This is a genomic window from Pontibacter sp. CAU 1760, from assembly GCF_054482735.1.
Genome location: NZ_JBTLRL010000005.1, coordinates 184559 through 210415, shown reverse-complemented (window position 1 = coordinate 210415; position 25857 = coordinate 184559). Strand labels below are relative to the sequence as shown.

At 49.8% G+C, this 25857-nt stretch carries 22 protein-coding genes; 9 read left to right on the top strand and 13 right to left on the bottom strand.

The features are described from left to right. Nucleotides 1-131: 131 nt before the first annotated feature. On the bottom strand, nucleotides 132-299 hold the full coding sequence (locus tag ACXYMU_RS09295; RefSeq protein ID WP_458986103.1) for a hypothetical protein: 168 nt from the start codon (nucleotides 297-299) through the stop codon (nucleotides 132-134). Between the two features lie 330 nt (nucleotides 300-629). On the opposite strand from ACXYMU_RS09295, the gene ACXYMU_RS09290 reads away from it, so the two are divergent. From ACXYMU_RS09290 to ACXYMU_RS09280, 3 genes are read left to right on the top strand one after another with little or no spacing between them, the layout of a single operon-like run. Beyond that, nucleotides 630-2117 carry a hypothetical protein gene (locus ACXYMU_RS09290; RefSeq protein WP_458986102.1) on the top strand — a complete coding sequence of 496 codons (1488 nt, stop codon included), beginning with the start codon at nucleotides 630-632 and terminating at the stop codon, nucleotides 2115-2117. Between the two features lie 12 nt (nucleotides 2118-2129). After that, a complete protein-coding gene (locus tag ACXYMU_RS09285) occupies nucleotides 2130-3641 on the top strand; it encodes a hypothetical protein (protein ID WP_458986101.1) in 1512 nt (503 codons plus the stop codon). A gap of 39 nt (nucleotides 3642-3680) precedes the next feature. Beyond that, nucleotides 3681-5009, top strand: coding sequence for an MFS transporter (locus ACXYMU_RS09280; RefSeq protein ID WP_458986100.1), 1329 nt, complete (start codon nucleotides 3681-3683; stop codon nucleotides 5007-5009). 89 nt (nucleotides 5010-5098) lie between these two features. Here the strand turns inward: ACXYMU_RS09280 and ACXYMU_RS09275 are convergent, their stop codons facing one another. Together ACXYMU_RS09275 and ACXYMU_RS09270 are read right to left on the bottom strand one after the other, a co-directional pair. Then, complete coding sequence (locus ACXYMU_RS09275; protein WP_458986099.1) at nucleotides 5099-6763, bottom strand: amidohydrolase; 1665 nt, start codon at nucleotides 6761-6763, stop codon at nucleotides 5099-5101. A gap of 9 nt (nucleotides 6764-6772) precedes the next feature. Then, nucleotides 6773-7546, bottom strand: coding sequence for an AMP nucleosidase (locus ACXYMU_RS09270; RefSeq protein WP_458986098.1), 774 nt, complete (start codon nucleotides 7544-7546; stop codon nucleotides 6773-6775). 178 nt (nucleotides 7547-7724) lie between these two features. Here ACXYMU_RS09270 and ACXYMU_RS09265 point away from each other — a divergent pair, with 178 nt between their 5' ends. Further along, on the top strand, nucleotides 7725-8090 hold the full coding sequence (locus ACXYMU_RS09265) for a type I restriction enzyme HsdR N-terminal domain-containing protein (RefSeq protein ID WP_458986097.1): 366 nt from the start codon (nucleotides 7725-7727) through the stop codon (nucleotides 8088-8090). Nucleotides 8091-8120: 30 nt separating this feature from the next. Here the strand turns inward: ACXYMU_RS09265 and ACXYMU_RS09260 are convergent, their stop codons facing one another. The 3 genes from ACXYMU_RS09260 to ACXYMU_RS09250 all read right to left on the bottom strand — a co-directional run bounded on the left by ACXYMU_RS09260 (nucleotide 8121) and on the right by ACXYMU_RS09250 (nucleotide 12241). Further along, nucleotides 8121-9992: an LTA synthase family protein gene (locus ACXYMU_RS09260; protein ID WP_458986096.1), complete on the bottom strand. Its 1872-nt coding sequence runs from the start codon at nucleotides 9990-9992 to the stop codon at nucleotides 8121-8123. A 111-nt stretch (nucleotides 9993-10103) separates the two neighbouring features. Next, nucleotides 10104-11216 (bottom strand): alanine dehydrogenase, encoded by a 1113-nt coding sequence (gene ald / locus ACXYMU_RS09255; protein WP_458986095.1) that lies wholly within the window; start codon nucleotides 11214-11216, stop codon nucleotides 10104-10106. A 260-nt stretch (nucleotides 11217-11476) separates the two neighbouring features. Further along, nucleotides 11477-12241, bottom strand: coding sequence for a DUF1573 domain-containing protein (locus tag ACXYMU_RS09250; protein WP_458986094.1), 765 nt, complete (start codon nucleotides 12239-12241; stop codon nucleotides 11477-11479). Between the two features lie 179 nt (nucleotides 12242-12420). On the opposite strand from ACXYMU_RS09250, the gene ACXYMU_RS09245 reads away from it, so the two are divergent. Beyond that, nucleotides 12421-14829 carry an alpha-ketoacid dehydrogenase subunit alpha/beta gene (locus ACXYMU_RS09245; RefSeq protein WP_458986093.1) on the top strand — a complete coding sequence of 803 codons (2409 nt, stop codon included), beginning with the start codon at nucleotides 12421-12423 and terminating at the stop codon, nucleotides 14827-14829. A gap of 91 nt (nucleotides 14830-14920) precedes the next feature. On the opposite strand, the gene ACXYMU_RS09240 is transcribed toward ACXYMU_RS09245, so the two are convergent. Then, the gene (locus tag ACXYMU_RS09240; RefSeq protein ID WP_458986092.1) at nucleotides 14921-15475 is read right to left on the bottom strand and encodes a hypothetical protein; all 555 of its coding nucleotides are present in this window, start codon (nucleotides 15473-15475) and stop codon (nucleotides 14921-14923) included. A 69-nt stretch (nucleotides 15476-15544) separates the two neighbouring features. On the opposite strand from ACXYMU_RS09240, the gene ACXYMU_RS09235 reads away from it, so the two are divergent. Both ACXYMU_RS09235 and ACXYMU_RS09230 read left to right on the top strand, forming a co-directional pair. Beyond that, nucleotides 15545-16540: an acyl transferase gene (locus ACXYMU_RS09235; RefSeq protein ID WP_458986091.1), complete on the top strand. Its 996-nt coding sequence runs from the start codon at nucleotides 15545-15547 to the stop codon at nucleotides 16538-16540. 35 nt (nucleotides 16541-16575) lie between these two features. Beyond that, entirely contained in the window at nucleotides 16576-17499 is a 924-nt protein-coding gene (locus ACXYMU_RS09230; RefSeq protein ID WP_458986090.1) for a M90 family metallopeptidase, read from the top strand. Nucleotides 17500-17596: 97 nt separating this feature from the next. On the opposite strand, the gene ACXYMU_RS09225 is transcribed toward ACXYMU_RS09230, so the two are convergent. From ACXYMU_RS09225 to egtB, 5 genes are all read right to left on the bottom strand, one after another. Next, a complete protein-coding gene (locus tag ACXYMU_RS09225) occupies nucleotides 17597-18268 on the bottom strand; it encodes an AbiU2 domain-containing protein (RefSeq protein WP_458986089.1) in 672 nt (223 codons plus the stop codon). Nucleotides 18269-18521: 253 nt separating this feature from the next. Further along, on the bottom strand, nucleotides 18522-19313 hold the full coding sequence (locus ACXYMU_RS09220; RefSeq protein WP_458986088.1) for a phenylalanine 4-monooxygenase: 792 nt from the start codon (nucleotides 19311-19313) through the stop codon (nucleotides 18522-18524). Between the two features lie 405 nt (nucleotides 19314-19718). After that, nucleotides 19719-20831 carry a pyridoxal phosphate-dependent aminotransferase gene (locus tag ACXYMU_RS09215; RefSeq protein WP_458986087.1) on the bottom strand — a complete coding sequence of 371 codons (1113 nt, stop codon included), beginning with the start codon at nucleotides 20829-20831 and terminating at the stop codon, nucleotides 19719-19721. Between the two features lie 230 nt (nucleotides 20832-21061). Then, nucleotides 21062-22042 carry an L-histidine N(alpha)-methyltransferase gene (gene egtD, locus ACXYMU_RS09210; protein WP_458986086.1) on the bottom strand — a complete coding sequence of 327 codons (981 nt, stop codon included), beginning with the start codon at nucleotides 22040-22042 and terminating at the stop codon, nucleotides 21062-21064. Nucleotides 22043-22074: 32 nt separating this feature from the next. Continuing rightward, nucleotides 22075-23346: an ergothioneine biosynthesis protein EgtB gene (egtB, locus tag ACXYMU_RS09205; protein ID WP_458986085.1), complete on the bottom strand. Its 1272-nt coding sequence runs from the start codon at nucleotides 23344-23346 to the stop codon at nucleotides 22075-22077. 256 nt (nucleotides 23347-23602) lie between these two features. Here egtB and ACXYMU_RS09200 point away from each other — a divergent pair, with 256 nt between their 5' ends. Next, entirely contained in the window at nucleotides 23603-24652 is a 1050-nt protein-coding gene (locus ACXYMU_RS09200; protein ID WP_458986084.1) for an o-succinylbenzoate synthase, read from the top strand. A gap of 359 nt (nucleotides 24653-25011) precedes the next feature. Then, the gene (locus ACXYMU_RS09195) at nucleotides 25012-25317 is read left to right on the top strand and encodes a ferritin family protein (protein WP_458986083.1); all 306 of its coding nucleotides are present in this window, start codon (nucleotides 25012-25014) and stop codon (nucleotides 25315-25317) included. 74 nt (nucleotides 25318-25391) lie between these two features. Here ACXYMU_RS09195 and ACXYMU_RS09190 read toward each other — a convergent pair whose 3' ends face one another. Then, nucleotides 25392-25853 carry a DoxX family protein gene (locus ACXYMU_RS09190; protein WP_458986082.1) on the bottom strand — a complete coding sequence of 154 codons (462 nt, stop codon included), beginning with the start codon at nucleotides 25851-25853 and terminating at the stop codon, nucleotides 25392-25394. Nucleotides 25854-25857 lie beyond the last annotated feature (4 nt).

Genomic DNA, 25857 nt, shown 5'->3' with positions numbered 1-25857 from the left:
ACAGCTTGATAGTATTACTATTAGGCTAAATAAGAATAACCTTACAATTTTCATTAACTCAACCTTGTTGCATTTGACAAATTCTTCAAGGGCAAGTTATGAAAAAGGTTATTAGCCTTACAATTTATTTATCAGTCTGTGCCATTTCCCCAGGTACCTGTGCCGCCTGCTGCGTTAGCAGTAGGAGTGGTTGACGTCGTTGTAGTCGTCGTCGTATCACCAGTTTTCTTGGGTATTGTGGTGCCTGTAGTAGATCCACCTACTATGGTGATGATAAGGGAAATTAGTAATGCTACCATTGTATCTGATTTAGGAGTTGTCTATGTATTACGTTACAAATATTAGACAGACTACCCTAATAAAAAAGGAATGTTTAATTAAAAAAGTAACTTTAATTATGTAAATATAAAAATAGATTATTTTTACTAATTAAGTGATACAGTCTCTAAATTATACTTCATTTTAAGTGAATCTGAAGTTTTTTGTTATAAATTGCTAAACCAACACTTAATAAAGATATTGTGTTAAATGCTCAATTAGCTTCGGTAAGCTATATCTTTCAAAGATATAAAATGCAAAGCATATATTAGGCTTAAAGAATTAAAACTTGCCTTTCTATTCTATTGATCATGAATGAATTATTAACATTAACAAATTTAGTAACTAGAGGGGTAAACTTAAATAAGGCCTTACCACTTGATAATGGTCGAAATAGCAAAGAACATCTATTCATAGAAAATCTTAGGAATAAGAAATTTACTTCTGATGAACAGGCTGCCAAGGAACTTTATGGTAGTAATCAGGGCGATGTAAGATATAAAATGTTAAAACATCGTTTAAAGAAGAAACTTTACAACAGTCTCTTATTTATCGATTACAATAAAATAGGCCTTAAGGAATACAATCAAAAAGAACACGAGTGTATGACTCTATTACATCAAGCCCTCATATTGCGTAGGCAGTATGAACTTGATATGGTCATTAATTTAGCTAATAAAGTCATCACAATAGCTGAAAGACTTGATTTTACGCATCATATTGTAACAGCATTAGAACTTAAAACATCATGTTACTCTGAGAATGGTAATGTCAAACTTTTCAATAAATCATCAAAGCTGCTAAAATCTTATTTGAGGGTAAGAAACAAAGAGATAGAGGCTATCTATCTCTTTCAAACAGTTGTAATAAACCTTAAAAAATCTGTTACAACTCGCAAAAAACTTCTTCCTCAAGTGCCTGATATAGTTTCAAAATTAGAGTCATTATGGAGAGAGACCAAGTCTAATAATATATTTGATGCATATTATAAGACTGCTATCTCTTATTATGAACTTTCAGGTGATTTTGACCGAATTGTTGAAATGACCATTAGCTCACTTAAATGGGTAAAGGAGGGATTAGTTAATGCGACTTTGTTTAATTCAAATTATAACAAGTTCGTTCTAGTGTATGCTCACTTAAGGAGCAAGAAATATGCTGCAGGGCTTAAGTATGCAGAATCTTACGCGAATGATTTTAAATACAGTTCTGTAAACTGGTTTCCTTTTATGGAAAACTATTATCTGTTAGCACTGCACTCCAAGCAGTATGATTTATCAAGCCTTTTATTGCAGCGGGTATTCAACAACCCTTCTTTTAAAATAATATCAAACGCCGCTAAGGAAAGGTGGAGTTTATACCGGGCATATTTTGACCTCGTTTCCCCGGCGCCTGATGCAGACGTTACCACAATAAAAAACCCGTATAGCCTTTCTTTGCCGGAATACAGCAAAGACAAACTGGGCTTTAACGTGGCGATTTTAATACTACAGTTTATCTACTATCTAAAAAAAGAAGATTCTGAAGCCTTGTTATACAGAATTGAAAGTTTGAAGAAATACATCCTTACGCATCTAAAGGATACTTTTAGTACCAGAAGTAAGACGTTTCTGAAATTATTGATTCTGACCGTGACAGAAGACTATGAAGCAGATACATGCCGTAAAAAAGGGCAGAAGCTTTATGTGAAATTAACTGAAACACCGCCACCAGGGGATGCCTATGCCGAAATCGAAATAGTTCCTTATGAGCATTTGTGGGAGTATATTCTTTCGATATTAGATCATCAATCAAAATAGTAATTGCCCTTTATGGAAGAAATCATAAGGTTGGTGAGGTTAATTGAGCTTAGAAAATCAAAATCTTCTCTTTTCATCAATTTAAACGACGATACCAATTTTGAGTCAAAATTATATAAACTGATCGATCAACAGTTAATTTCAAATGACGACGAGGCTATGACGGCGCTTTACGGTGACAGTGAGTCATCGGCGAAGTTCAGAGTGCTTAAGTCAAGGATGCGTAAAAAACTCTTGAACCAACTGTATCTATTGGATTTTCCCGCTGACAAGTTTGTTCAAAGTAATATTATTAACTGTAAAATTGATGCAGCCCTTTTAGAGGTTCAAATATTGATTACTGCCAATGAGTATAGGATTGCAAATAAGCAGCTGACATTCGCAATCACACTTGCTAAAAATCACGGCATGACAAGGTCAACTGTCAGAGCGCTGGAATTACAACAGAGCATTAACACTGCTTTAGGTGATAGAGGCAGTTTTCAACAATGTGACACACTTCTACAATCTTACTATAGTTTAGAAATTGCTGAACGAAAAGCAATAAGCTTATACCAAAATACCATTCTAAACTTACAAGTAGGGGGCGAAACGAAAAATAAGTATTTTTCAGAAGTGCCGGTCATTCTTCAGCAATTGAATTCCTTATGGGAAATCAATAAACTGCCACGTGTCTTCAGTTTGTATCATTTCCTAAGTATTTATTATTTAGAGCTCCTGGGAGATTATACAGCTATAGATAAAGTTATTGAAAAAGCAGAAAAGCTTTTGGAGAATGGCGTTGTACCCCTTACATGGTTTGACCAGAAATACAATGCTTTCATACGTATTTATGCATTGTTGCGCACAAAGCAGTTTAAGCTTGGGCTCGATCTTTCTGAGATATACCTGAACTTGTTTGACCCGGATACCGTGAATTGGTTTGCTTTTATGGAGAACTATTTGCTATTGGCTTTGCACAGTAAGCAGTATCAGGCTGCAGGCAACTTGTTCATGCAGATTTTGAATAACCCTTTCATTAAGCAAATCCAGGAGCCTGCGAAAGAACGGTGGGAGTTATACCGGCGGTATTTAGTGCTGATGGGTGAGGTACAGCCAGAGCAGTTAAAGGTAGATTTACCGAAGCGGGTATTCAGGCCACTGGTTAAGCTTTCGCATGACAAGGCAGGGTATAACCTGTCGTTGCTGGTGCTCGATATCACTCAAAGCTTCTCGTCTACTTCGATCGACTCTTATGAGCCGCAGATGCAGAGGTTGAAGCACTACATTAAAAAGCACCTGCGTGGCGACAAAGCCGAGCGGCCCCGTTACTTCCTGAGGCTTTTGCAACTGCCAATTAAAAAGGAGCTGAGTTGCAGGCACACGAAAGCCGCCGGAGCCAATCTGTTCACGAAGCTTAGTCAGACACCGCCTCCGGGCGATGCGTTTGCGGAGGTGGAGATAATCCCTTACGAACACTTGTGGGAAGTGGTACTGCGTGTGCTGGAGCTGCGTGAGAAGAAATTGAAGGGTAAGAAACGCTAGTGCGGCAACTTATGCATTAGAAATTCACTATTTTAAGGCATGCAAAAAAACAACCCCACCATCACCCGGGCCTGGTGCTTTTACGACTGGGCAAACTCTGTTTATTCGCTTGTCATCACTTCCACTATCTTCCCGATATATTTCAGTGCCGTTGCCCGCAATGCAGATGGCAGCAGCATGATAGATTCTCTGGGGTTTCGGCTGGATAGCTCCGTGCTGTTTACCTACGCTATCTCCGCGGCGTTTCTGCTGATTGCCATGTTAAGCCCTTTCTTAACGGCCATTGCCGACTATAGTGGCAGGAAAAAGCTGTTCATGCAGCTTTTCTGTTATCTGGGCGCCTTTTCCTGTGCTGGGCTATACTTTTTTACCCGCGAGACATTTACAATTTCCGTGTTTTTGTTCGTGTTGGCTACCATCGGGTTTAGTGGCAGCATTGTGTTCTACAACGCTTACCTGCCCGAGATTGCCACAGAAGACCAGTATGATAAATTGAGCGCCCGTGGCTTTTCGATGGGGTATGTCGGGAGTGTGCTGTTGTTGATTTTTAACCTGGCCATGATCATGAAGCCGGAGTGGTTTGGCATTGCGCCGGAAAACACTTCGCTGCCGCCTCGCATTGCTTTTTTAAGCACCGGCATCTGGTGGTTCGGCTTTGCCCAATATTCCTTTTACCACCTGCCAGGCAATGTGTATGCACGCAAACCTAAGGGAAGCTGGGTGCTGAACGGCTTTAAAGAACTAAAGCAGGTGCTGGACCAGGTAGAGGGTTTGCCGCAGCTGAAGCGCTTCTTGCTGGCTTACTTTTTCTATAACATGGGGGTGCAAACCGTCATGTACCTGGCGGCCATTTTCGGGGAGGTGGAGCTGCGCCTTCCAAGCGAGGTGCTCATCTTAACGATTCTGATCATACAGTTGGTGGCAATTGCTGGCGCGTATACCTTCTCCCGGCTTTCGGCAGCCTTCGGCAACATACAGTCGCTCATTCTTGCGGTGGTGATTTGGATCGGGATCTGTATCGGGGCTTACTTTACGTATACCGAATTTCAATTTTATATCCTCGCCGCCATTGTAGGCTCCGTGATGGGCGGGATTCAATCGCTTTCCCGTTCTACTTACTCCAAACTGATTCCGGCGACTACCCTCGATCATGCCTCGTTTTTCAGCTTTTATGACGTGACGGAGAAGGTTTCTATTGTGCTGGGTACTTTTGCCTATGGCCTGATCGCTTACTATACAGGCTCGATGCGTTACAGCATTCTGGCCCTAATCAGCTTTTTTGTGCTGGGCTTGCTTTTCCTGTTCTTGATCCGTCGAAAACAAACCATTTCCATGCGGCCAGATCGTATGCGTCAGGCGCACAGCTAAAGCGTTATTTAACAATGTGCGGTACATGACAAAAGACCCGCTGCATAATCTTGCAGCGGGTCTTTTGTCATGGTATGCTTAGCAAATGCTTATTTCTGGTACACCTGCTTTCCGTTCAGGTAGGTTTTGGTTACCTGTGTGTTGCGCATTTCAGCTGGGGCAATCTGCATCAGGTCACGGTCCACGATGATGAAGTCAGCGAACTTGTTGGGTTCGATGCTGCCTTTTTCGTTTTCCTCAAAATTTGATTTGGCGGCCCAGATGGTTATACCTCTCAGCGCTTCTTCGCGGGCCAGTGCGTTCTCCATCTGGAAGCCGGTTGCAGGCCAGTTTTTCGCGTCCTGGCGGGCCACTGCCGCATGGAAGGTATAAAACGGGTTAATGTCCTCAACCGGGAAGTCGGAGCCGAGCGGAATAAAGCCGTTTTGCTCCAGCAGCTCCTTGAAAGGGTAGGCATGCTTGATGCGCTCCTGACCCAAACGGTCGCCTGCCCAGTACATATCGGAAGTGGCATGTGTAGGCTGCACGGAAGGAATGATGCTGTATTGGCCGAACTTGGCCATGTCAGCCGGGTTCACGATCTGGGCGTGCTCAATGCGCCAGCGCCTGTCGTTCTTGCCTTTCAGCACATCGCCGTAAATATCTAGCAACAAGCGGTTAGCTGAGTCCCCGATGGCATGGGTGTTCATCTGGAATCCCTTCTCATACAGTTCCTTCGCTGTGTTGCGGAACTCTTGCTCAGAAGCCAGCAAAAAGCCATACTGGTTAGGCCGGTCGTGGTAGGGCTTCAGCAAATTTGCGCCCCTCGATCCAAGTGCGCCATCCGCGTATACCTTGAAAGAACGCACATTCAAGCGATCCGTTTTGTAAGGGCCATGCTGGAAGTAATGCGCTTTGTTTTCTTTGGTGGGGTTCAACATCGCATACACACGCATCTGCAGTTCTCCTTGCTGCTGCATGGCATCGATCAGGTCTACGGTCGCTTTATCCAATCCGGCATCGTCTACGGAGGTAAGCCCTACAGCAAAGCAATTGGCCTCGGCGTTTTTCAGGGCCGTTCGTTTTTCAGCCTCGTCAGCCTCCGGTATCACATCGGTTACCAAGTCTACGGCATTGTCAACCAGAATTCCTGTGACACGTCCGTTTTGAACTTCTACCAAACCGCCCACCAGCTTTGTGTTGGCAGTAACACCTGCCAGGTCAAGCGCTTTCTGGTTCGCCAGGGCTGCATGGCCGTCTACACGGGTAATAATCACGGGCGTGTTCGGGAAAAGCTCATCCAATTTCGCCTTGCTCGGAAACTCCTTTATCTCCCAGTCATTCTGGTCCCAGCCACGGCCGGTTAGCCAGTCAGCTTCCGGGTACTTGGCCCGGTGTGACTTCAGTTGCTCCAGCACCTCCTCAAAAGAGTCTGTTCCCACTAAGTCTGCCGACTGAAGCCCGAGGCCATAGCGGTAAAAGTGTGCGTGCGCGTCAATTAGCCCAGGGTATACCACTTGGCCAGCGGCATCCACTTCTTCTGTTGCGGTGTACTTTTGCCGGATGTCCTCGGTGCTCCCAACAGCCAGGAACTTGCCGTCCTTTATGGCAAAGGCCTCTGCCTTATCGAAGTTACTGTTAACGGTATACACCTGCCCGTTGTACAGGATCAGGTCCGCCTGCTGCGGTGTGTTTTGTCGGCTGCTGCTACAGCCGCTCCATAGCGCACTGCCCAACAGCAGGGCAGTGGCCACAGGCCTAAAAAGTTTTTTCATGGGTATGATTTACTCGAAGCGCATGTGTTTCACTGACTCGCCGGAGTTTATGAGCTCCTGCAGCGAATCGATGCCGATGCTAAGGTGCTTCTCCACGTAATTGCTCGTCACCAGCTTATCGCTCTCCGATGTTTTCACCCCCTCCGGGATCATCGGGTTGTCAGACACTAACAATAAGGCACCATGCGGGATTTCGTTGATGAAGCCTACCGTAAAGATGGTGGCGGTTTCCATGTCCACACCCATTGCACGGATCTGGCGCAGGTATTCCTTAAACTCCTCGTCGTGTTCCCAGACGCGGCGATTCGTGGTGTATACCGTGCCGGTCCAATAGTCCATCTCATGCTTTTTGATCATAGACGACACGGCGCGCTGCAGGCGGAACGATGGCAATGCCGGAATCTCAGAGGGCATATAGTCATCTGAAGTTCCTTCGCCGCGGATAGCTGCAATCGGAAGGATCAGGTCACCGATCTGCGTCTTTTTCTTCAAGCCGCCGCATTTGCCCAGGAACAGGGCTGCTTTTGGCTTGATGGCTGACAGCAGGTCCATTACGGTGGCGGCCATGGCGCTGCCCATCCCGAAGTTGATAATGGTGATGTTGTGGGCTGTGGCTGTTTGCATCGGCTTGTCCAGTCCGTTGATCTCCACATCGAAGCGGTCGGCGAACATGCGCACATAATTCACAAAGTTGGTGAGCAGGATGTACTCCCCGAACTGATCCAGTGGCACGCCAGTGTAGCGGGGCAACCAGTCGCTTACTATTTCTTCTTTGGTCTTCATTTGGCTGATATGCTAGAAGTGATATAAAAAATCCGCCGTAGCAGCTATAGCTACTGTGGCGGAGCATCGGAAATGGCTAAATTGCAGCATGGATGCTTTGAATTTGCCATCATTTGAACACAAAATTACGAAATCCGGGCCAAATTTTCTGATTTTTGATATTATCCGCCGAAAAAACGTGGTCCTGACCCCCGAAGAGTGGGTGCGGCAGCACGTGGTACATTACCTGATCGGTACGCTTTCCTACCCCAAGGGGCTCATCAGTATAGAGCGCGGAGCCAATTACAACCAGTTGCAGAAGCGCGCTGACCTTTGTGTGTATGACCAATCGGGCAAGCCGCACCTGCTGGTAGAGTGCAAGGCCGCGCATGTACCCATTACACAGGAAGTCGTGAAGCAGGTATCCGTGTACAACCAAACGCTGCAGGCACCTTACCTTTTGATCACGAACGGGCTGCAGCACTATTGCTGGCAGGTCGATTTCAACACGAGGTCTTTCCAAGCTCTGCAGGAGATTCCCTCCTGCGGCTTTGATGCAGGTTGATATACTCTGCTACCACAGCAACCTGGCGCTTTACTTCCTCCAGAGATACAAATTATTGCTCAGCATCCCATTCCGGAAGTACTGGACATAGGCCTTAAGCTGCTGCTCGGCGTTTGGAGCGGGTGGGGCAGGGCCCATTTCCGGGAAGGTATAAAACCGTACTTCGTCTTGTAACGTCAATTCTGTAACCTGCTCTGGCTGCACCAGGAAATACGCATGGCCATTAAAAAGCAAAGCTTTTCCTGCATTGCTAGTGTCTAAAACAGACTGGCCAAAGGGCAGCACCTCTTTTGTCGGTAAATTCAGGTAGTCAACCACGGTAGGCAGGATGTCGGCATGCTGTGTTACCCTGTCGGGGTTGATGGCTTGAAAGTTCTGGCCGGGGTGGAACAGCAGGAGCGGCACCCGGTAATGGCCTAACTCATTCTGGTATGCCGGGGCGATGCTCTTCTGAGTATGGTCTGCGGTCAGGATGAACAGCGTGTTGTTATACCACGGTTGTTGTGCGGCTTTCTCAAAAAACGCACGCAAGGCATAATCGGCGTAGCCAATGGATTCGTGTATCTCCAGTTCGCCTTTCGGGAAGCGGCCCTTGTGCGGCACGGGTATGGTATAAGGCTGGTGCGAGCTTAATGTGAAAGCCAGTGCCATAAAGGGCTGCGGCAGTGTCGTCAATTCCTGGGCTACATACTGCAGGTATGGCTCGTCGAATATTCCCCATTGCCCATCATAATCCTGCTCCCAACGCTCCGCGGGGTATTCATCCAATCCATAGTAGGCCTGCATGCCCGTTGTTTTCGCGAAGTTGTTAAAGCCCATCGAGCCGTTGGCTGCCCCATGAAACATGGCTGTGCGATAGCCCTGCCGCTGCAGCAAACTGCCCAGGCCGCTATAGCGGTTAGCCTGGTATGGAGAGGTAATAAACGGCTGATCCATTAGAGAGGGGATGCCTGCCAGGATTGAAGGGAGGGCTTCGATGGATTTCCGGCCATTGGCAAATGCGTTTCTGAAGAGAACCCCTTGGGTAGCCAGGGAGTCGAGGAAGGGGGTATAGCCCTGGCCATTGTTGAGCGTGCCCACGTACTCCGCTGCAAAGCTTTCGAGCACGATGATGATGATGTTCTCCTTTTTTGATGCTGCGTTATTGGCTTTTACAACCGCTGGGGTATGGGAAAGCACCGACAGCAGTGCCTGGTCTGATGGGAAGTAGTGCTTTTCGTTTAGCTGCGTTTGCCCCACACTTTTAATAAAGGTAAAGGGCGTGTTAAGACTCAAGTGGCCTAGGGCGGCGGGCTCCAGTATAAAAGCGTGACTTGGCCGAAGCGGCTTTAACTGTAGCCCACCCCGGATGCCCAGCACCATAAACCCGCCCACCAGCAGAAGGCGCAGACTGCGTACCCATACAGGCGCTTGGGGAGCCTGGCTAGCATGAGCCTTTGGATAGACCTTAAACAGCGCTACGAGGAGGAAGATAAATCCAACCCCCAGGTACCAGTAATACTGCAGCAACTGCCCCGTCTGCTCGGTAATGTCGCCGGCGATGGAAAAAAGCTCACTGCCAGATCGGCGGCCAATAAACTTAAAGAACTCCGTATCGGCCAGGGCCAAGGCTATAAAAGGCGCGTTTGAAAGCAGGTATACCCACTTTAGGGTGCGCTGGTAACGGGGGTGAAGTATGTTGTTGACAGGCAGCAGCGAAAGCAATACGAACAGGCTGTTGATGACCAGGATGGCTGCCACATCAAAACGGAAACCATGCAGAAAAGCCAGCATCGTCTCTGTGAAGCCTGCCTCGGCAAAAGCACTGTAATTCAAGAGGTAAAACACTGCCCGCAACACAAGGTATAGCCCTAAGAGCAAGGCAAGTCGTCGCAGGAGTAGCTTAAAAGAAAGATCAAACATGGAACGAAGGTACTATCGGCAAAAGAAAAAGCTAGGAGGTAAATGGTATAAAAACGGGCGCCTTTCCAACAAAGTCAGAAAGGCGCCCGCAAGTTAAGCTGTATTTGCTGGTTAGAGCACGTTTTCTGCCGGCACAAACTCAAGGCCGAACGCTTCTGCAACGCCCTGGTATACCACTTTGCCCTGTACCACGTTCAGGCCTTTCAGCAACTCATCGCTGTCGGCACAGGCTTTTTTCCAGCCTTTATTGGCTAACTGGATGGCGTATGGTAAGGTAGCGTTGGTAAGCGCCAGTGTAGAGGTATAAGGCACCGCACCTGGCATGTTAGCCACGCAGTAATGCAGCACATCATCAATAATGTAGGTTGGGTTTTCGTGGGTCGTTGGCTTGCACGTTTCGATACAACCGCCCTGGTCTACCGCTACGTCTACCACCACCGTACCCGGGCGCATCTCTTTCAGCATGTCGCGCGTGATCAGGTGCGGAGCCTTGGCGCCTGGTATCAGCACGGCACCCACTATCAGGTCGTGTGTTGGCAACAGTTCACGGATGTTGTACTCGTTGGACATGAAGGTGTTCACGTTCGCTGGCATGATATCATCCAGGTAACGCAGGCGCTGCAGGTTGTTATCCATAATGGTTACATCGGCACCCATACCGGCAGCCATTTTCGCTGCGTTGGTACCCACTACACCACCACCGATAATCAATACCTTGGCCGGACGCACACCCGGTACGCCACCTAACAGAATACCACGGCCCTGCATCGGCTTCTCCAGGAACTTAGCACCTTCCTGGATGGCCATACGGCCCGCTACTTCCGACATTGGCACCAGCAAAGGCAGGCTTCTGTCGGTTTTCTCCACTGTTTCGTAGGCAAGGCAAACCGCCTTGCGCTCAATCATGGCATGGGTAAGGGGCTCATAAGAGGCAAAGTGGAAATAAGTAAAGAGCAACTGGTCTTCGCGGATCAGGCTGTATTCCTGCTCAATCGGCTCTTTTACCTTGATGATCATCTCGGCGATGCCGTAAACTTCGTCTATGCTCGGAAGGAGAGACGCACCCGCCCGGATGTAATCATCATCCATAAAGCCGCTTCCCTCACCCGCAGTAGACTGCACATATACCGTGTGGCCATTGCGAATCAACTCAATGACACCGGCAGGCGTTACACCCACCCGGTTTTCGTTATTCTTTATTTCCTTCGGAACACCAATTATCATGTGGTTCTATGTTAAAGTAGTTTTAGTTTATGTGTTTTAGATCGTGGCGCAAAGATACCACTTCTGTTCTCAAATAAAACACCATCTGGCAAGGCAAATCAATGTGTAGCAACGTGCTGTAACTGGCGGGGTTACCGGTGCCATAAATCTGGCCGGGTAACTTGTGTTGTAAAGGGGGGGGAAATAAAAAAAGGCAGTGATAGAACCACTGCCATTAGTACAAAATAAAACTATGAAAAAAACTATCTCTAAGGGGGCCGTTATTTGCCTTCCCTTAACATATTTTGAGGTGCCTGCGGCTCTATAACATTGGCTTTTAACGTTAGCCGAAGCGTGGGCACTACAATATCATTTGAAAAAACTGTCACCTGCTCGCTTTGTTCGTTTAACACCGCTGCCGTGTATCTTAGTTCCAAAAGGGCCGTCTGCCCTGGTTTTAAAGATTTCTCCGAAACGCGGTACTGTATACAGTTGCACGGAGACTTTATGCCTTGTATCACAAGCGGTTGTCTGCCTGTGTTTTTTATCCGGAATTTAGCAATTACTTTTTGTCCTTTTTCAAGTTTTCCGAAGTTGTAATTGGTGCTTCCAACTGCCAAACGCGGCGACATCGCCTTTTGTTCCTGGGTGTAATTAGTTTTTAAATCTTTTGGTCCGACAACTCCTTTTAAGTGCAATACCTGCTCTGCTTCCAAGGCGTTTGAGCTCACGGTAATGGCCTTGTTGAAGGCGCCTGGCCGGCCGGTACTATTGTATACAGCAGATATCAAGCCAGTTTTTCCAGGCAAAATAGCCTCTTTTGTCCAGGTAGGGGTAGTGCAGCCACAGGCCGGGCGCACGTCGGCAATTATCACCGGCTGATCGCCCACATTCTTCACCTTAAACTCGTAAGTAGCTTGGGTGCCTTCGGCGATTAGCCCGAAATCGTGGGTGTCTTTTTCAAAGCTGAGTTTCCCCTGGGCCCGGGCTGACCCGAGGGTAATCAAAAAGCAAAGCAACAGAAATAAATATTGCCTTTTATTCATATACTAAATTGTCAAAAAGTGAGTAATCATTCCCCTGTAGGGTACAGCGCAAAACAAATATACAAATTCTTTCAGAAAAGAGCGTGGCCAACTCCGGCTAAACCCGCTCAAATTTGAAAATAGGGTATTTTTCTGTACTTTTGAAGGGTAATATAACTTACGAGCCAAACCGAGAAAACATGCAAACTGCTGAAGCATCTATTACTCAAAGACTAACAGCTGAAGAGATCCTGAATGACTACCGGATCGGGTGGGAGAGTCGTCAGGCAAGCCTTACCGGCCGCAAGGAAGTGTTCATGGGCAAGGCCAAGTTCGGCATCTTCGGCGACGGCAAAGAAGTAGCGCAGCTGGCAATGGCCAAATTCTTCCTGAAAGGCGATTTTCGCTCAGGCTACTACCGCGACCAAACCTTTATGTTCGCGGCCGGGGAGCTCACGCTTCAGCAGTACTTTGCACAGCTTTACGCCCATACCGATGTGGAGGCAGACCCTTCCACGGCGGGCCGCGCCATGAACGGCCACTTCGGTACCCGCTCGCTGGATGAGGAGGGGAACTGGAAGAACCTGATGGAGATCAAAAACTCAAGCGCGGATATCTCCCCTACCGCTGGGCAGATGCCGCGCCTGGTGGGGTTGGCCTATGCCTCAAAACTATACCGCCAGAACCCGGGGCTTCAGCACCTGGAGCAGTTCTCTGCCAATGGCAATGAGGTGGCTTTCGGTACGATTGGCAATGCCTCTACTTCTGAGGGGATGTTTTTCGAGGCGATCAATGCGGCAGGGGTGTTGCAGGTGCCGATGCTAGTTTCGGTTTGGGACGACGGCTACGGCATTTCTGTGCCAGCCGAGTACCAGACAACCAAAGGAAGCATTTCTGAGATCCTGTCGGGGTTCCAGCGCAACGCCGAGGACGAGCAGGGGTATGAAATTTTCAAGGTGAAGGGCTGGGACTATCTTGCCCTTTGCGAAACCTATGAAGCCGCCGTACGGGTATGCCGCGAGCAGCATGTGCCGGTGCTGATTCATGTGGAGGAAGTTACGCAGCCGCAAGGCCACTCTACCTCCGGCTCGCATGAGCGCTACAAGCCCGCTGAGCGTCTGTCGTGGGAAGCTGAGTATGACTGCCTGAAGAAAATGCGGGAGTGGCTGCTTGAAAACGGTATCGCCAGTGTCGAGCAGATAGACAAAATAGAGGCTGAAGCCAAAGAGGCGGTGCGCGTTGCCCGTAGTGCCGCCTGGAAAGCCCTGATGGACGAGGTAAAGCACGATCATAACGAGGCGCTTCGGTTGCTGGATAAACTGGCTGCTGAAAGCGAGCATGCCACGCAATTGGCTGCCCTCGCCAAAGAACTGCGCAAAGTTGACCCGCCCATCCGTACTGATGCGGTTCGGGCGGTGCGCAAAGCCCTGCGCTTTGTGCGTGCCGAGCGCAGCCAGGCCAAGCGCGAGTTGATTGGTTGGTTAGAGCAGGTTATGGGCGAGAACGCTGACCGGTATAATTCATACCTGTTCAGCCAGTCGGATGCGTCTGTGCTGAATGTGGAGGAAGTGAAACCCATTTTTGATGAGAACTGCCCTACCGTAGATGGCCGCGAAGTGCTGCAGGCCTGCTTTGATGCCATGCTGGCCCGCGACCCGCGTGTGTTCGCTATTGGTGAAGACGTCGGCTATATCGGGGATGTGAACCAGGCCTTCGCCGGCTTGCAGGAAAAATACGGTGAGTTGCGTGTAACAGACACCGGCATCCGCGAGTGTACCATCATCGGACAGGGGATAGGGGCCGCCTTGCGTGGACTGCGCCCTATCGCTGAGATTCAGTACCTGGACTACCTGCTCTATGCGATTCAGATTTTGTCTGATGATCTGGCGACATTACAGTACCGCACCAAGGGTGGCCAGAAAGCGCCATTGATTGTGCGTACCCGTGGCCACCGCCTGGAAGGTATCTGGCATTCCGGTTCTCCTATTGGTATGATATTGAATAGCCTGCGGGGAATGCATGTGCTGGTGCCGCGCAACATGACGCAGGCAGCCGGCTTCTACAACGCCCTGCTGAAGTCTGACGAGCCGGCGCTGGTAATCGAGTGCCTGAACGGTTACCGTCTGAAAGAGTGCCTGCCAAGCAATATCGGGGAGTTTACATTGCCGCTAGGCCAGCCCGAGGTATTGAAAGCAGGTACCGACATCACGATTGTGACCTATGGCTCCATGTGCCGCATTGTGCTGGACGCTGCCAAGCAATTGGAGGCTTTCGGGATATCGGCGGAGGTAATTGACGTGCAGACCTTGCTGCCTTTCGATGTGGACCATATGATTTCGGACTCTATCCGTAAGACCAACCGCGTATTATTTGCCGATGAGGATGTGCCGGGTGGAGCCACAGCCTTTATGATGCAACAGGTGGTGGATGGCCAGGGCGCCTACCGCTGGCTCGATTCGAAGCCGACATGCTTATCTGCCCATGCGCACCGCCCGCCTTACGGTTCTGACGGAGACTATTTCTCCAAGCCCAATACGGAGGACGTGTTCGAGATGGTGTATGAGATGATGCACGAGGTAAACCCGGAAGCGTACCCTACTATCTACTAAACAAAACCCCATACGGTATAAAGCAGGAACCCCCGGCAGAACTGATCTGCCGGGGGTTCCTGCTTTATACCGTATGGGAAATAATGTGCTGTTACTGGCCCTGGAAGAGCACGATATCATCGGAGTAAACGACGTTGCTTTTGTGGAGGGCACGGTCGTATATAAAAATCTCGAAGCGGACAGTATCGCGCGGGTCAAAAATATCGTTTGAAAAGTTGGTAAGCGTGTATTTGATCTCGCCTTCCAGCACCTCGTTTTTATCGTCGCGGGCTAGGCGCGGAAAACGGCCGTTAAAGTTAAGGAACTCAGAGGCGAAGGGGTACGGCACATAGCGGTTACCGCGCTTCACTTGGAGATTCACAAAGAAGTTATTGAAAAACTGAGAACTCTGGTCGAAAGGCGCCCTGAAATCAGGGTCACCGTCGCCGTTTGGGCTCCGGCGAAGCCCCAGGTCACCGTCACCGTCCTGAAAGTCCACGACCACTACCAGCGAGTCAAACGTGATCCGATTTTTGGTATAGGTAAACTGGTCTACCCGGTCAAACGAGATAGACGGCTCATCCGGATAATTGGGCTCTTCGCGGCAACTGCTCGCCAACAGGGCCAGCAAAACCAGGGCGAAGCTATACTTTAGCAAGTGTCTCATGTAGGAAGTCAAAAAATGAAGCTAAATTTACTAAATCAAACGCAGGAAATATAGCATTTGTTGTATCCAATGGATTTTATCAAACATCACACCAAATTGTTGCTACAAGCGGAGCCTTTTAATTTTGAGGCGGCTGCCCTGGCGCTTTTCCAGTATCAAGCCCAGCACAATGCGGTGTATAACGCTTACCTCACGAACCTGGGTGTTCAACCCGCCTCTATCCAAGCGCTCGAGAAGATACCGTTTCTGCCTATTGGGTTTTTTAAGGAGCAGGAAGTCAAGACCGATGACTTTAACCCGGAGGCGACCTTTTACAGCAGCGGCACCACGCAGCAAACCCGAAGCCGCCATTTTGTGGCTGACCTGGCCTTATACCAGTATGTTACGGAGCGGACCTTTGAGGCCTTTTACGGCCCTTTGCAGAATTTTGTGGTGCTGGCGTTGCTACCGTCTTACCTGGAGCAGGGCGGTTCCTCGCTGGTGGCCATGGTGGACTACTTCGTAAAGCGTACCGGGCAGCAGGAAGATGGCTTTTACCTGCGCAACCACGCCCAGCTGTTGCAGGCGATGCGGCAGGCGCGGAAGCGCGGTAAAAAGGTACTTTTGATTGGTGTTTCCTACGCCCTGCTAGACCTGGCAGAGGAACTGCAGGGGCAGGAGGATTTTACGGGCGTGACGGTGATGGAAACAGGGGGGATGAAGGGCCGCCGCCGTGAGATGATCCGGGATGAACTGCACGCACAGCTAAAGGCAGGGTTTGGGGTAGCGGCTGTACACTCGGAGTATGGTATGACGGAGTTGCTCTCGCAGGGCTACTCCCAAGGCGAAGGCATTTTCCTGCCCGGTTACAGCATGCGCGTACTTCTCCGCGACCTGAACGACCCGTTCGACATGGGCCCGCAGCATCGTTCAGGCGGCATCAACGTCATCGACCTGGCCAACCTGCACTCCTGCGCCTTTATCGAAACGAAGGATATTGGACGGATTTATGACGATAACAGCTTTGAGGTGTTGGGCCGCTTCGACAATTCGGATATCCGGGGTTGTAATTTGCTGGTTATATAGGCATCTTTCCCATTTTTCGTGCGTTTAAGTGCTCCATGGGATATATTGTTTTTATTGCACTGGTAGCAGGCATGGGCCTGCTTTTTTACCATTGGGCTACCCGCAAAACACGCAAACGCAAAAAGGTGCTGACGCAGGAATTCCCGGCCACATGGCGCAAGATTCTGCAGGACAGGGTCGGTTTTTATCATACCCTAAGAACCGATGAGGACAAGGCGCGCTTCGAGAAAATGCTGCAACTGTTTCTGGCAGAGAAGCGCATTACGGGTATTGACGTGGTGGTAGACGATGTAACCAAAATCCTGGTAGGGGCAAGCGCCATCATTCCCATTTTCGGCTTCCGGGACTGGGAGTACCAGAACCTGGGCGAGGTGCTGGTGTTTCCGGGAAGCATCAAGCGGTACAAGGACGAAAAGAGCGAGGCGGTGTCGGAGGTGCTGGGCCGCGTGAACCCTTTCCAGAACTCACACTACGTTACGTTGTCCAAGCCTGCCCTGGAGCGTGGCTTTAACGACATGGCCGACCGCAAGAACGTCGGCATCCATGAGTTTGCGCACATGCTAGACCAGGCCGACGGCGAGATTGACGGGGTGCCGGAGGCTTATCTGCCCGAAGAGCTGGTGCAGCCGTGGCAGGAACTGATGTACCGCAGCATTAAGAAAATCAAGAAAGGCGATTCTGACATCAACCCTTACGGAGCCACAAGCGAGGCTGAGTTTTTTGCCGTGGTTACAGAGTACTTTTTCGAAAAACCAGACCAACTAGCCGAGAAGCACCCGGAGCTTTATACCCTGCTCACCAAAATCTTCCATCAGAAAAACATCAAACGCCGCTTCCGCATCGACTTTAAGAAACTGCTGAACCCCTACGGCAAGCGGGTGCGCCGCAACGAAATGTGCCCCTGCGGCAGCGGCGAGAAGTATAAGAAGTGCTGTAGGCTAAAGCGTGCGGCGGCTTAAGAAGAAGAGGTGTATCAGGGTATTTCAGCTTGCTTGCACCGTGATGCTTGCTGAATAGTACTGATAAATATGCTTGTTCAGTAACTATCATAATGGCTTAGATATTATTGCCTATCGGCCTCTTCCCTAATATTATATCTCTAATGTTTTCAAGTTTCCCAATATTAGGTGATTTCCGCCTCTCATTTGAAATAAATGTTGCAATTTCGCGGAATCGTGACACGGCAATAATCTCATTTGGCGTTCTTCCACAACTTTCAAAGGCAATTTGACAATTAGAGAATCTTAAACTCAATTCATTATAAATATCCTGTAGAATGATTAAGGTTTTCCAGCAGTTTGATAATGTTACTTTGCTTTCGTGCTCATGCTTCGCTTTATCATTATGAGCGTAATACTTATCCCGTAATGTTTTAAAACTTTCAAGTTGTTCTTTATTTAAGTTATTAACTTTTTCTTTTAAAGTTTCTAGTTGCTCTATTGAAGTTTCTCTATGCCAGCAAATTCTCCTTCTCTCTGTAATAGCAAAGGCAAGGGTTTTCGCTAAACTGAAATGTTCATTAGGATGTAACAATTTGCAAACGTCGATTACAAATAGCTTAATTGAATTTCGATAAACTCTATATAAGAAGTCAGAATTTTCGACTGCATTTACAAAGTATTCAGACTCTTGATCAGAGATGAAGATGATATCTTTTTTAAGCTTTTCTAGGTCTCTTAAGATTTGGCTTATTTCATTAAGCTTTTTTTCAAAGTTAATTGTTTCCATTTAAGTAGATTGAACTAGCAGAAAATTTAATGAGAGCTACTGTTTTTGGCCCTAACATAGCAACATAGTGGGAGATTACATGGAAGAACTTTTCCGAATTACACTATGTATAGCGCAATATACATCAGACAGCTATAATTCCTACTTGTAACGCAGGTTAAAAAAATACCAGTCAGCTACTAACTGACTGGTATAAGTGTTATGTGTATTGCAAAAGTATATAATTTACTATGTGGGTAGTGGCTAACTCAGCTTATATAACTGGACTAACAGCTAATCTCTCCTCCAGCTTCGTTCGTATCTCCTCAATCGAACCTAAGAGTTGCTCGTACGAGTCAATCACAAAATACCTGTCCTGGAACGTGTCTTTCCGGTAGGGGGTGTCTAGAATCTGATCGACATTGTAAGCGAAGTGCTGCGGGGCATCGCTCAGGCTGAAGCGCGTTTCGCCGACGGAACTCAAAATGCCGGCACCGTAGATGCGCAGTTCGTTGTTTTCCCGGATCAGGCCAAACTCTATCGTGAACCAATAGATGCGGGACAGGAGTTCGATGGCCACCGGGTTATCGGCGTGCTGGTAGCCGATCTGGCTCAGCGCCTGTAAGAATTGCGTAACGGCGGAATTGCTCAACAGCGGTACGTGTCCGAACACATCATGAAACATATCCGGCTCCTCCAGGTAGTCCAACTCACTCATTTTGCGCAGCCATGTGGTGGCCGGAAACTTCTTGTCGGATAGCAGCCCGAAGAAGACCTTATCGTCCACGATGCCCTCTACGGCCACTACTTCCCAGCCATTTACGTTGCGCAGAATAGCGTTCACTTCCTCGAAGTTGGGGATGCCAGCCTCTTTAAACTCCACTACGCCCAAGCCTTCCATAAACGCTTTGGATGCCTGCTTCGGGAGTTCCTGCATTTGCCTCGAGAAGAGTACTTGCCATACCTCCTGGTCTTCGGGCGTATAGTTTTGGTAAACCTGCTGCATGTTCTGCAGGGTAGGTATTTGTCTTTTTAGAATAGTTGTGTCTTGTGTTGCGTGATTCATGGTAGTATGGGTTTTATTTGAGGTATGGACATAAAAAAAGCCTGACTCCGGTTCCGGAATCAGGCTTTTGTATCGTTGTTTGCTAGCTACATTACATCAAACAAACGCATCCCATTCCGAAACTGCTGTTGCGGCGATAGTAATAATAGGCGTATGCGTTGTTTGTGATTTTCATCAGGACAAAGATACAAGTGATTGGTTAATTAAAAAGTTTAAACGTTATTTTTCTTGGCGGGTTTAAAAGAAATTGTTTAGCCCTCGCTCGCCTCTGGCGAGTGTGAGATTTCCGGTGGCGTTCCGCCACTTACACCTTTCACATTTTAAACGCGGCCAGAGGCCAAGCTATAGCGCACACTCGCCAGAGGCGAGCGAGGGCGTGAAAGTTTATACTGTCTTTGAACTGCATCAATGGTTACGCAGCGCTTCCAATCCACGCTTTAGCCGCTGCATGGCTTCTTGCAGTTTCTCCTGCTCGATGGCAAAAGACATGCGCACATGGCCAGGAGCACCAAACGAATCGCCTGGCACGAGCTCTACGCCGTGGCTTTCACGGAGGTAGCGGCAGAGGGCTTCGGTGGTATGGAGTGCCTCGCCGGATGGCGTGTTTTGGTGGAGGTAATAACTGAAGTCGGGGAAGAAATAATAGGCTCCGTTTGGCAGGAAATAGCTTACATGGGGTATGGCATCCAAACCCTGCTGCATCAGTTCGCGGTTTTGCGCCAGCGCCTTCAGCATTTCAGGCATTAGCTGCGCTTCCTGCTCCAGTGTCGCCTGTGCGGCATCCTGCAAAAAAACGCTCACGCCCGCATAAGTGATCCCCTGAAAGTCTGTGCATTTTTTGATGATCTCTTCCGGACCTACCATATAACCGAGGCGCCAGCCCGACATAGCAAACGATTTGGAGAAGCCGTTTATGAGGAAGGTCCGGTCTTCTTTTGCCCCTTGGCAGGAAAGGAGAGGAGTAAAAGAGCCATCGTAAGTAACACGGTCATATATTTCATCAGAGATCAGGTATAGATTCGGAAGTTCATTTGTCACCTCCAGCAATGCTTCCAGCTCGGCTTTGGTATAGGTGCGACCGGTCGGGTTGCCGGGGTTTGTTAGTATGAGTATACGGCTGCGGTCGGTCAGAGTCTTGCGCAGCGCCTCGGGCGTCAGGGCATAGCCTTCGGCTTGGTTTGTCTCGAGGGGCACCAGCATGCTCTTGCTGTACTTCATCAGGTCCTGAAAACCGAACCAGGCCGGGGTTGGCACCACCACTTCGTCGCCGGGGCGCAGCAGCACTGTGAACAGGTTGAACAGCGCCTGCTTGCTGCCAGGGGTTACCAGCACCTGCTCCGGCCTTATGTGCAGCCCGTTTTTATTGTTATGATCGGCGATCGCCTGGCGTAGTTCCGGTGTTCCCTCGGTGGGTCCGTAGGCCGTTTTTCCCTCGTGCAGGGCGGCAATGGCGGCATCGATGGCTGGGGCGGGGCTTCGGAAGTAGCTGGCGCCGGAGGCTAGGGAGATTAGTGTCATAGGGTAGGGGCGTGTGGGTAAAAGTGTGTAATAGTTGAATGTACGGGGTATAGCGGTGTAAAGCAAAAAGCACTCTCCGGGTGGGGAAGTGCTTTTTGCTTTCGGGACCAGTCGAGTCACAGACTCGATTTTATAAGAAGGCACGGATTGCAAATCCGCGCCAGCGGAAGTTTTACTCGTGCTGAAATTCTCTTCTTGGGAGCAGGGCAGGTATTTACACCCACGACTCTTTAATCTACGGTAAACAGCACATCGGCGTATCGGCACTCGGCATCCTGGAAAACCGTTTCGATGCGGAAGCCACAGGTTTTGCCCAACTCTTCAACTTGCTTCAGCGAATATTTGTGTGAGTTCTCGGTATGGATTGCTTCCCAGGCATCGAAATGAAAGGTCTGGCCTGTGGCGCGAATATGCACGTCCTGCGTTTTTTTGCTGACGATAAAGCTGCGCATCACGCCCTCATGCGGGTTATAAATGGGGTAATGCATGAACGCATCCATATCAAAGTCACCGCCCAATTCTGAGTTAATCCGGCGCAGCAGGTTCATGTTGAACGCGGCCGTTACGCCGGAGGCATCGTTGTAAGCCTTCAAAATGGTGTCGGGGTCTTTGCGCAGGTCCACGCCCATCAGCAGCTTGTCGCCGGGGCTTAGGTTGCTGCGGATGCTTTTGAGGAAGCTGATGCTCTCGTCGTTTTTGAAGTTGCCGATGTTGGACCCCAGGAACAGCACAATCTTGCGCTCGGGCTTGTTTTGCTGCAGCCATTCCAAGGCCTTAAAATACTCGCCCACTACAGCCTGCACGTTCACGGAGGGCATTTCCTGCTGCAGGCTGTCGCTGAGCTGGCGCATGGCATCCCCGGAAATGTCCACAGGCACATAATCGAAGGCGTTTTGCTGCTGGGCAAGCTCCCGCAGGAGGATTTTTGTTTTCAGGGCATCGCCAGCCCCGAGGTCGATCAGGTGGAAGAAACCGCTTTGCGCAAACTGCCGCACAATCTCTTCCCGGTTCTCGGTCAATACCTCAAACTCGCAGCGGGTGAGGTAGTACTCGGGCAGCGCCATAATTTCCTGGAAAAGCCTGCTGCCGGTGGCATCGTAAAAGTAGCGGGAGGGGAGCGACTTTAGGCTGGCGCTTAGGCCCGCGGCCACATCGGCTGCGAAGGTTTCGGTATCATTGGTGCCGTCCTTTTTGCGGCTTAAATCTATCATGGGTGCAAGTGTCGTGGTCAGGTCCATAGGTTCTATTTTTGCGCCAGCCGGATGCCGTTGTATTGCCAGCGTTTGTCAGGGTGAAAGAAGTTTCGGTAAGTAGTACGGATATGGCTCTCGGAAGTGGCACAGGAGCCGCCGCGCAGCACCATCTGATTTAGCATAAACTTGCCGTTGTACTCACCGATGGCGCCCGGTGCCTTGGTAAAGCCAGGGTAGGGGTGATAAGCGCTATAGGTCCATTCCCATACATTGCCGTATAGTTGCTGCAATCCGCTAACGGTTGGGTCGGCGGGACGAGGCTCCAGCAGCCCGCTTTCCACGAAGTTTCCTCCTTTGGGCGGGTATACCTGGCTGGCTGCTTCCCACTCAAACTCGGTGAGCAGGCGCTTGCCAGCCCAGTTGGCGTAGGCATCAGCCTCGTAAAAGCTGATGTGGCACACAGGGGCATTCAGGTTCACTTTCTCCAGCCCGTGCATGGTAAAGCGGTGCCAGCCGTCTTCCTGCTTCACCCAGTAAAGCGGCGCCTCCAGGTTTTGGGCGTTTACCATAGCGAAGCCCTCATCCAGCCAATGCCTGAAATCTTGGTAGCCGCCATCCTGCATAAACGCCAGGTACTCGCCGTTAGTTACGAGGCGGTTCATGATCTGGAAGTCGTCCAGCAGCACGTCGTGCACGCCCAGCTCATTGTCAAAGCTAAAGCCCTCGCCCTGGAAGCCGATGGTATACACGCCGCCCGGAATGGGTATAAACTCGGCTTTGGTAGCCTGGGTGGTCTCTTCTTTCTGCTGCGGTTTATACAACGGCAACATGGGGTTGGTACTCAGAATGTATTTAATGTCAGTTACGAGCAGTTCCTGGTGCTGCTGCTCATGCTGCAGGCCCAGTTGGATCAGGGGCAGCAGTTCGGCTAACTTGTCCTCGTCGAGGCGCTGGAAGAGCTGCTGCATGTGCTCGTCTACGTGTTGGCGGTAGGTATAAATGTCGCGCAGCGGCGGACGGGTGAGGGTGCTGCGCTGGTCGCGCTGCACGCGGCTGCCCACGCTGTTGTAGTAAGAGTTGAACAGGTAGCTGTATTGCTCATGAAACACCTTATACCCTGGCAAGTGCGGCTGCAGCAAAAACGTCTCGAAAAACCAGCTGGTATGGGCCATGTGCCACTTCGGCGGACTCACGTCCACGATGGGTTGTACCACGGTGTCCTCTGGCTCCAGGGGCTTGCAAATGGCTTCGGTGTGGGCGCGGATGTGCGCGTATTGCTGCAGGGCATCCTGGGTGGCAGGGGCAGTAAGGGGGGCGTTCATAGGTATTCCTTGTTTGAGGGTTCGTAAAGGATATAAAATCAGCACAAAAACAGGTGCCTGGGGTTAAGCCGTTTTACTGTAGTTTCGTACATCGTGGCATATTTCCCGGCAATCATGACAATTGTTCGGCTAATGATGGCGGTATAGTGTCCTATTTTCAGACAACGTCTAGCAAGGGATGTCTATACTCGGTTTTCATTTACGTCAGAATTGTCCGTTATGGTTTATCTTGTCACCAAATTCAATGCTAAATAACATGGCCCTGCAGCTACGCTATACCCCCCATACTCTACAATTTAAGTTTGATGCCCGTACCTCGCGCGGTGCCATTTCCGAGCATAAGGTCTATTTCGTTAACCTGTGGCACACCGATGCCCCGGAAGTGGTAGGGATAGGCGAGTGCGCCCCGCTGGCCGGCCTCAGCATCGACGACCGGCCTGACCTGGAAGAGAAACTGCAGCAGGTGGCACAGCAGGTGAATGAAGAGCAGGTAGACCTGGAGGCCAACGGCACGTTGCCCGAAAGTTTGCAACTACAGGAGTGGCCGGCCTTGCGCTTTGCCCTTGAAACCGCGCTGCTCGATTTGCAGCAGGGCGGCCAGCGGCAAATCTATGACAATGCCTTTAGGCGGGGTGAGGCGGGTATACCCATCAACGGCCTTATCTGGATGGGCAACAGCCGGTTTATGCAGGAGCAAATAGAGAAGAAGCTGCAGGAGGGGTATAGCTGCCTGAAATTGAAGATTGGCGGCTTGGATTTTGTGCAGGAACTGGCCATCCTGCAAAGCATCCGGGAGGTGGCCAGTGTGCAGGAACTGACGGTGCGCGTGGACGCCAACGGCGCTTTCGCTCCGCAGGAGGCCTTCAAAAAACTGGAGCGCCTGGCCCGCTACGACCTCCACTCCATCGAGCAGCCGATAAAGCAGGGGCAGCACGAGGCCATGGCGCAACTCTGTGCCTATACCCCCGTGCCCATCGCCTTGGACGAGGAACTGATCGGGGTGCAGGAGTCGGTGGAAAAGGTGCAATTGCTGGAGGCCATCAAACCCCAGTACATCATCCTGAAACCTACCCTTGTAGGCGGCCTGGCTGCCAGCGCTGAGTGGATAGAACTGGCCGAAGCCCGCAACATCGGTTGGTGGAATACTTCGGCCCTTGAATCCAACATCGGCCTGAACGCCATCAGCCAGTTCACGGCCAATTACAATATTACGATGCCGCAGGGCCTAGGCACCGGGCAATTATACCACAACAACATCCCGTCGGCGCTGCAAATCGAGCAGGGGCAGTTGTGGTATAAAATATAGGTTGGGTTTTTCATACCTCCTCGTAGGGACAGGTCGCGACCTGTCCGAATCGTTCCCGAGCAAAACTGTCAGCATCAGGATTTACAGGATTTAAAGATGGGCAGGATTAAAATGCAACAACACGGCAGTTCAGTGTTGCATTGCGTTCATTTAAGGCTGGTATGCGGACAAAAAGGTATATCCGATTTAATTGTCCGGGATAATACGGTTGCCGGTGCTTATAGCTTGTCATTGCATTGGAAGGTTTACGCGCGGACAGGCCTCGACCTGTCCCTAGGAGGATGTGGGGCTCAACCAAACATCTTGTGCAGCGTTAGGATAGGGTATAAAATATATTTCCATTTAAACCAAATCAACATATGCCAACAGACCAATACCACGAACCCGCACACGAGTTATCCGACAGCACCCGCACCTTTGCCCGCATGATCACGGGGCTGATTGAGGAAGCCGAGGCCATCAGTTGGTATGAGCAGCGGATAGCGGTGGAGAAAGACGCGGAAGCGAAAGCCATTATGCAGAACGCGCAGAACGAGGAGTTTAAGCACTTCGGTATGGACCTGGAGTTTCTGTTGCGCAAGAAACCGGCCTGGCGCGAGATGATGAAGATCATACTGTTTACGGAAGGGGATATCGTGGCGAAAGGCGAGGAAGCGGAAGACTAAGCGTTCAGTTTTATACCTAACTATACAGCCCTCGGGCAGGAACGGTCTCCGTTTTTGTTCGGGGGCTTTTTCCGTTAAAAGTTTCTTTCGGCACCCATCATGCTGCGGTCCAGGCTCAGGGCACCGCCACCGCCAACCGTCAGGGCCCAGGCCATCCCGATCACAAGCAAATGAAACTCATACCCTTCACCACTCAGCTTGCCGCTCCAGTTCATGAAAAAGCCGTTGGGCAGGTGCACCGTCAGGATGATGCCAATGAAGAGGCAGAGCATGCTAAAGGCCCAGATACGCGTCCAGAAGCCAAAGATGAGGCAAATAGAGCCGACAAACTCGATGAGGATGACGAGCCAACCCAGAAAGCCGGGAAGCCCTGTCATGTTCTCAAAACCTACCAGAAACGCCGCCGGACCGCCACCGCCAAACCAACCCAGTAGCTTCTGTGCTCCGTGCGGCAAAATCACAAGGCCCAGCATCACCCGCAGCACCGTGAGGCTCCAGGTGTCAGGCGTATGCAGTATCCTGTATTTTGCGTCCATAGGT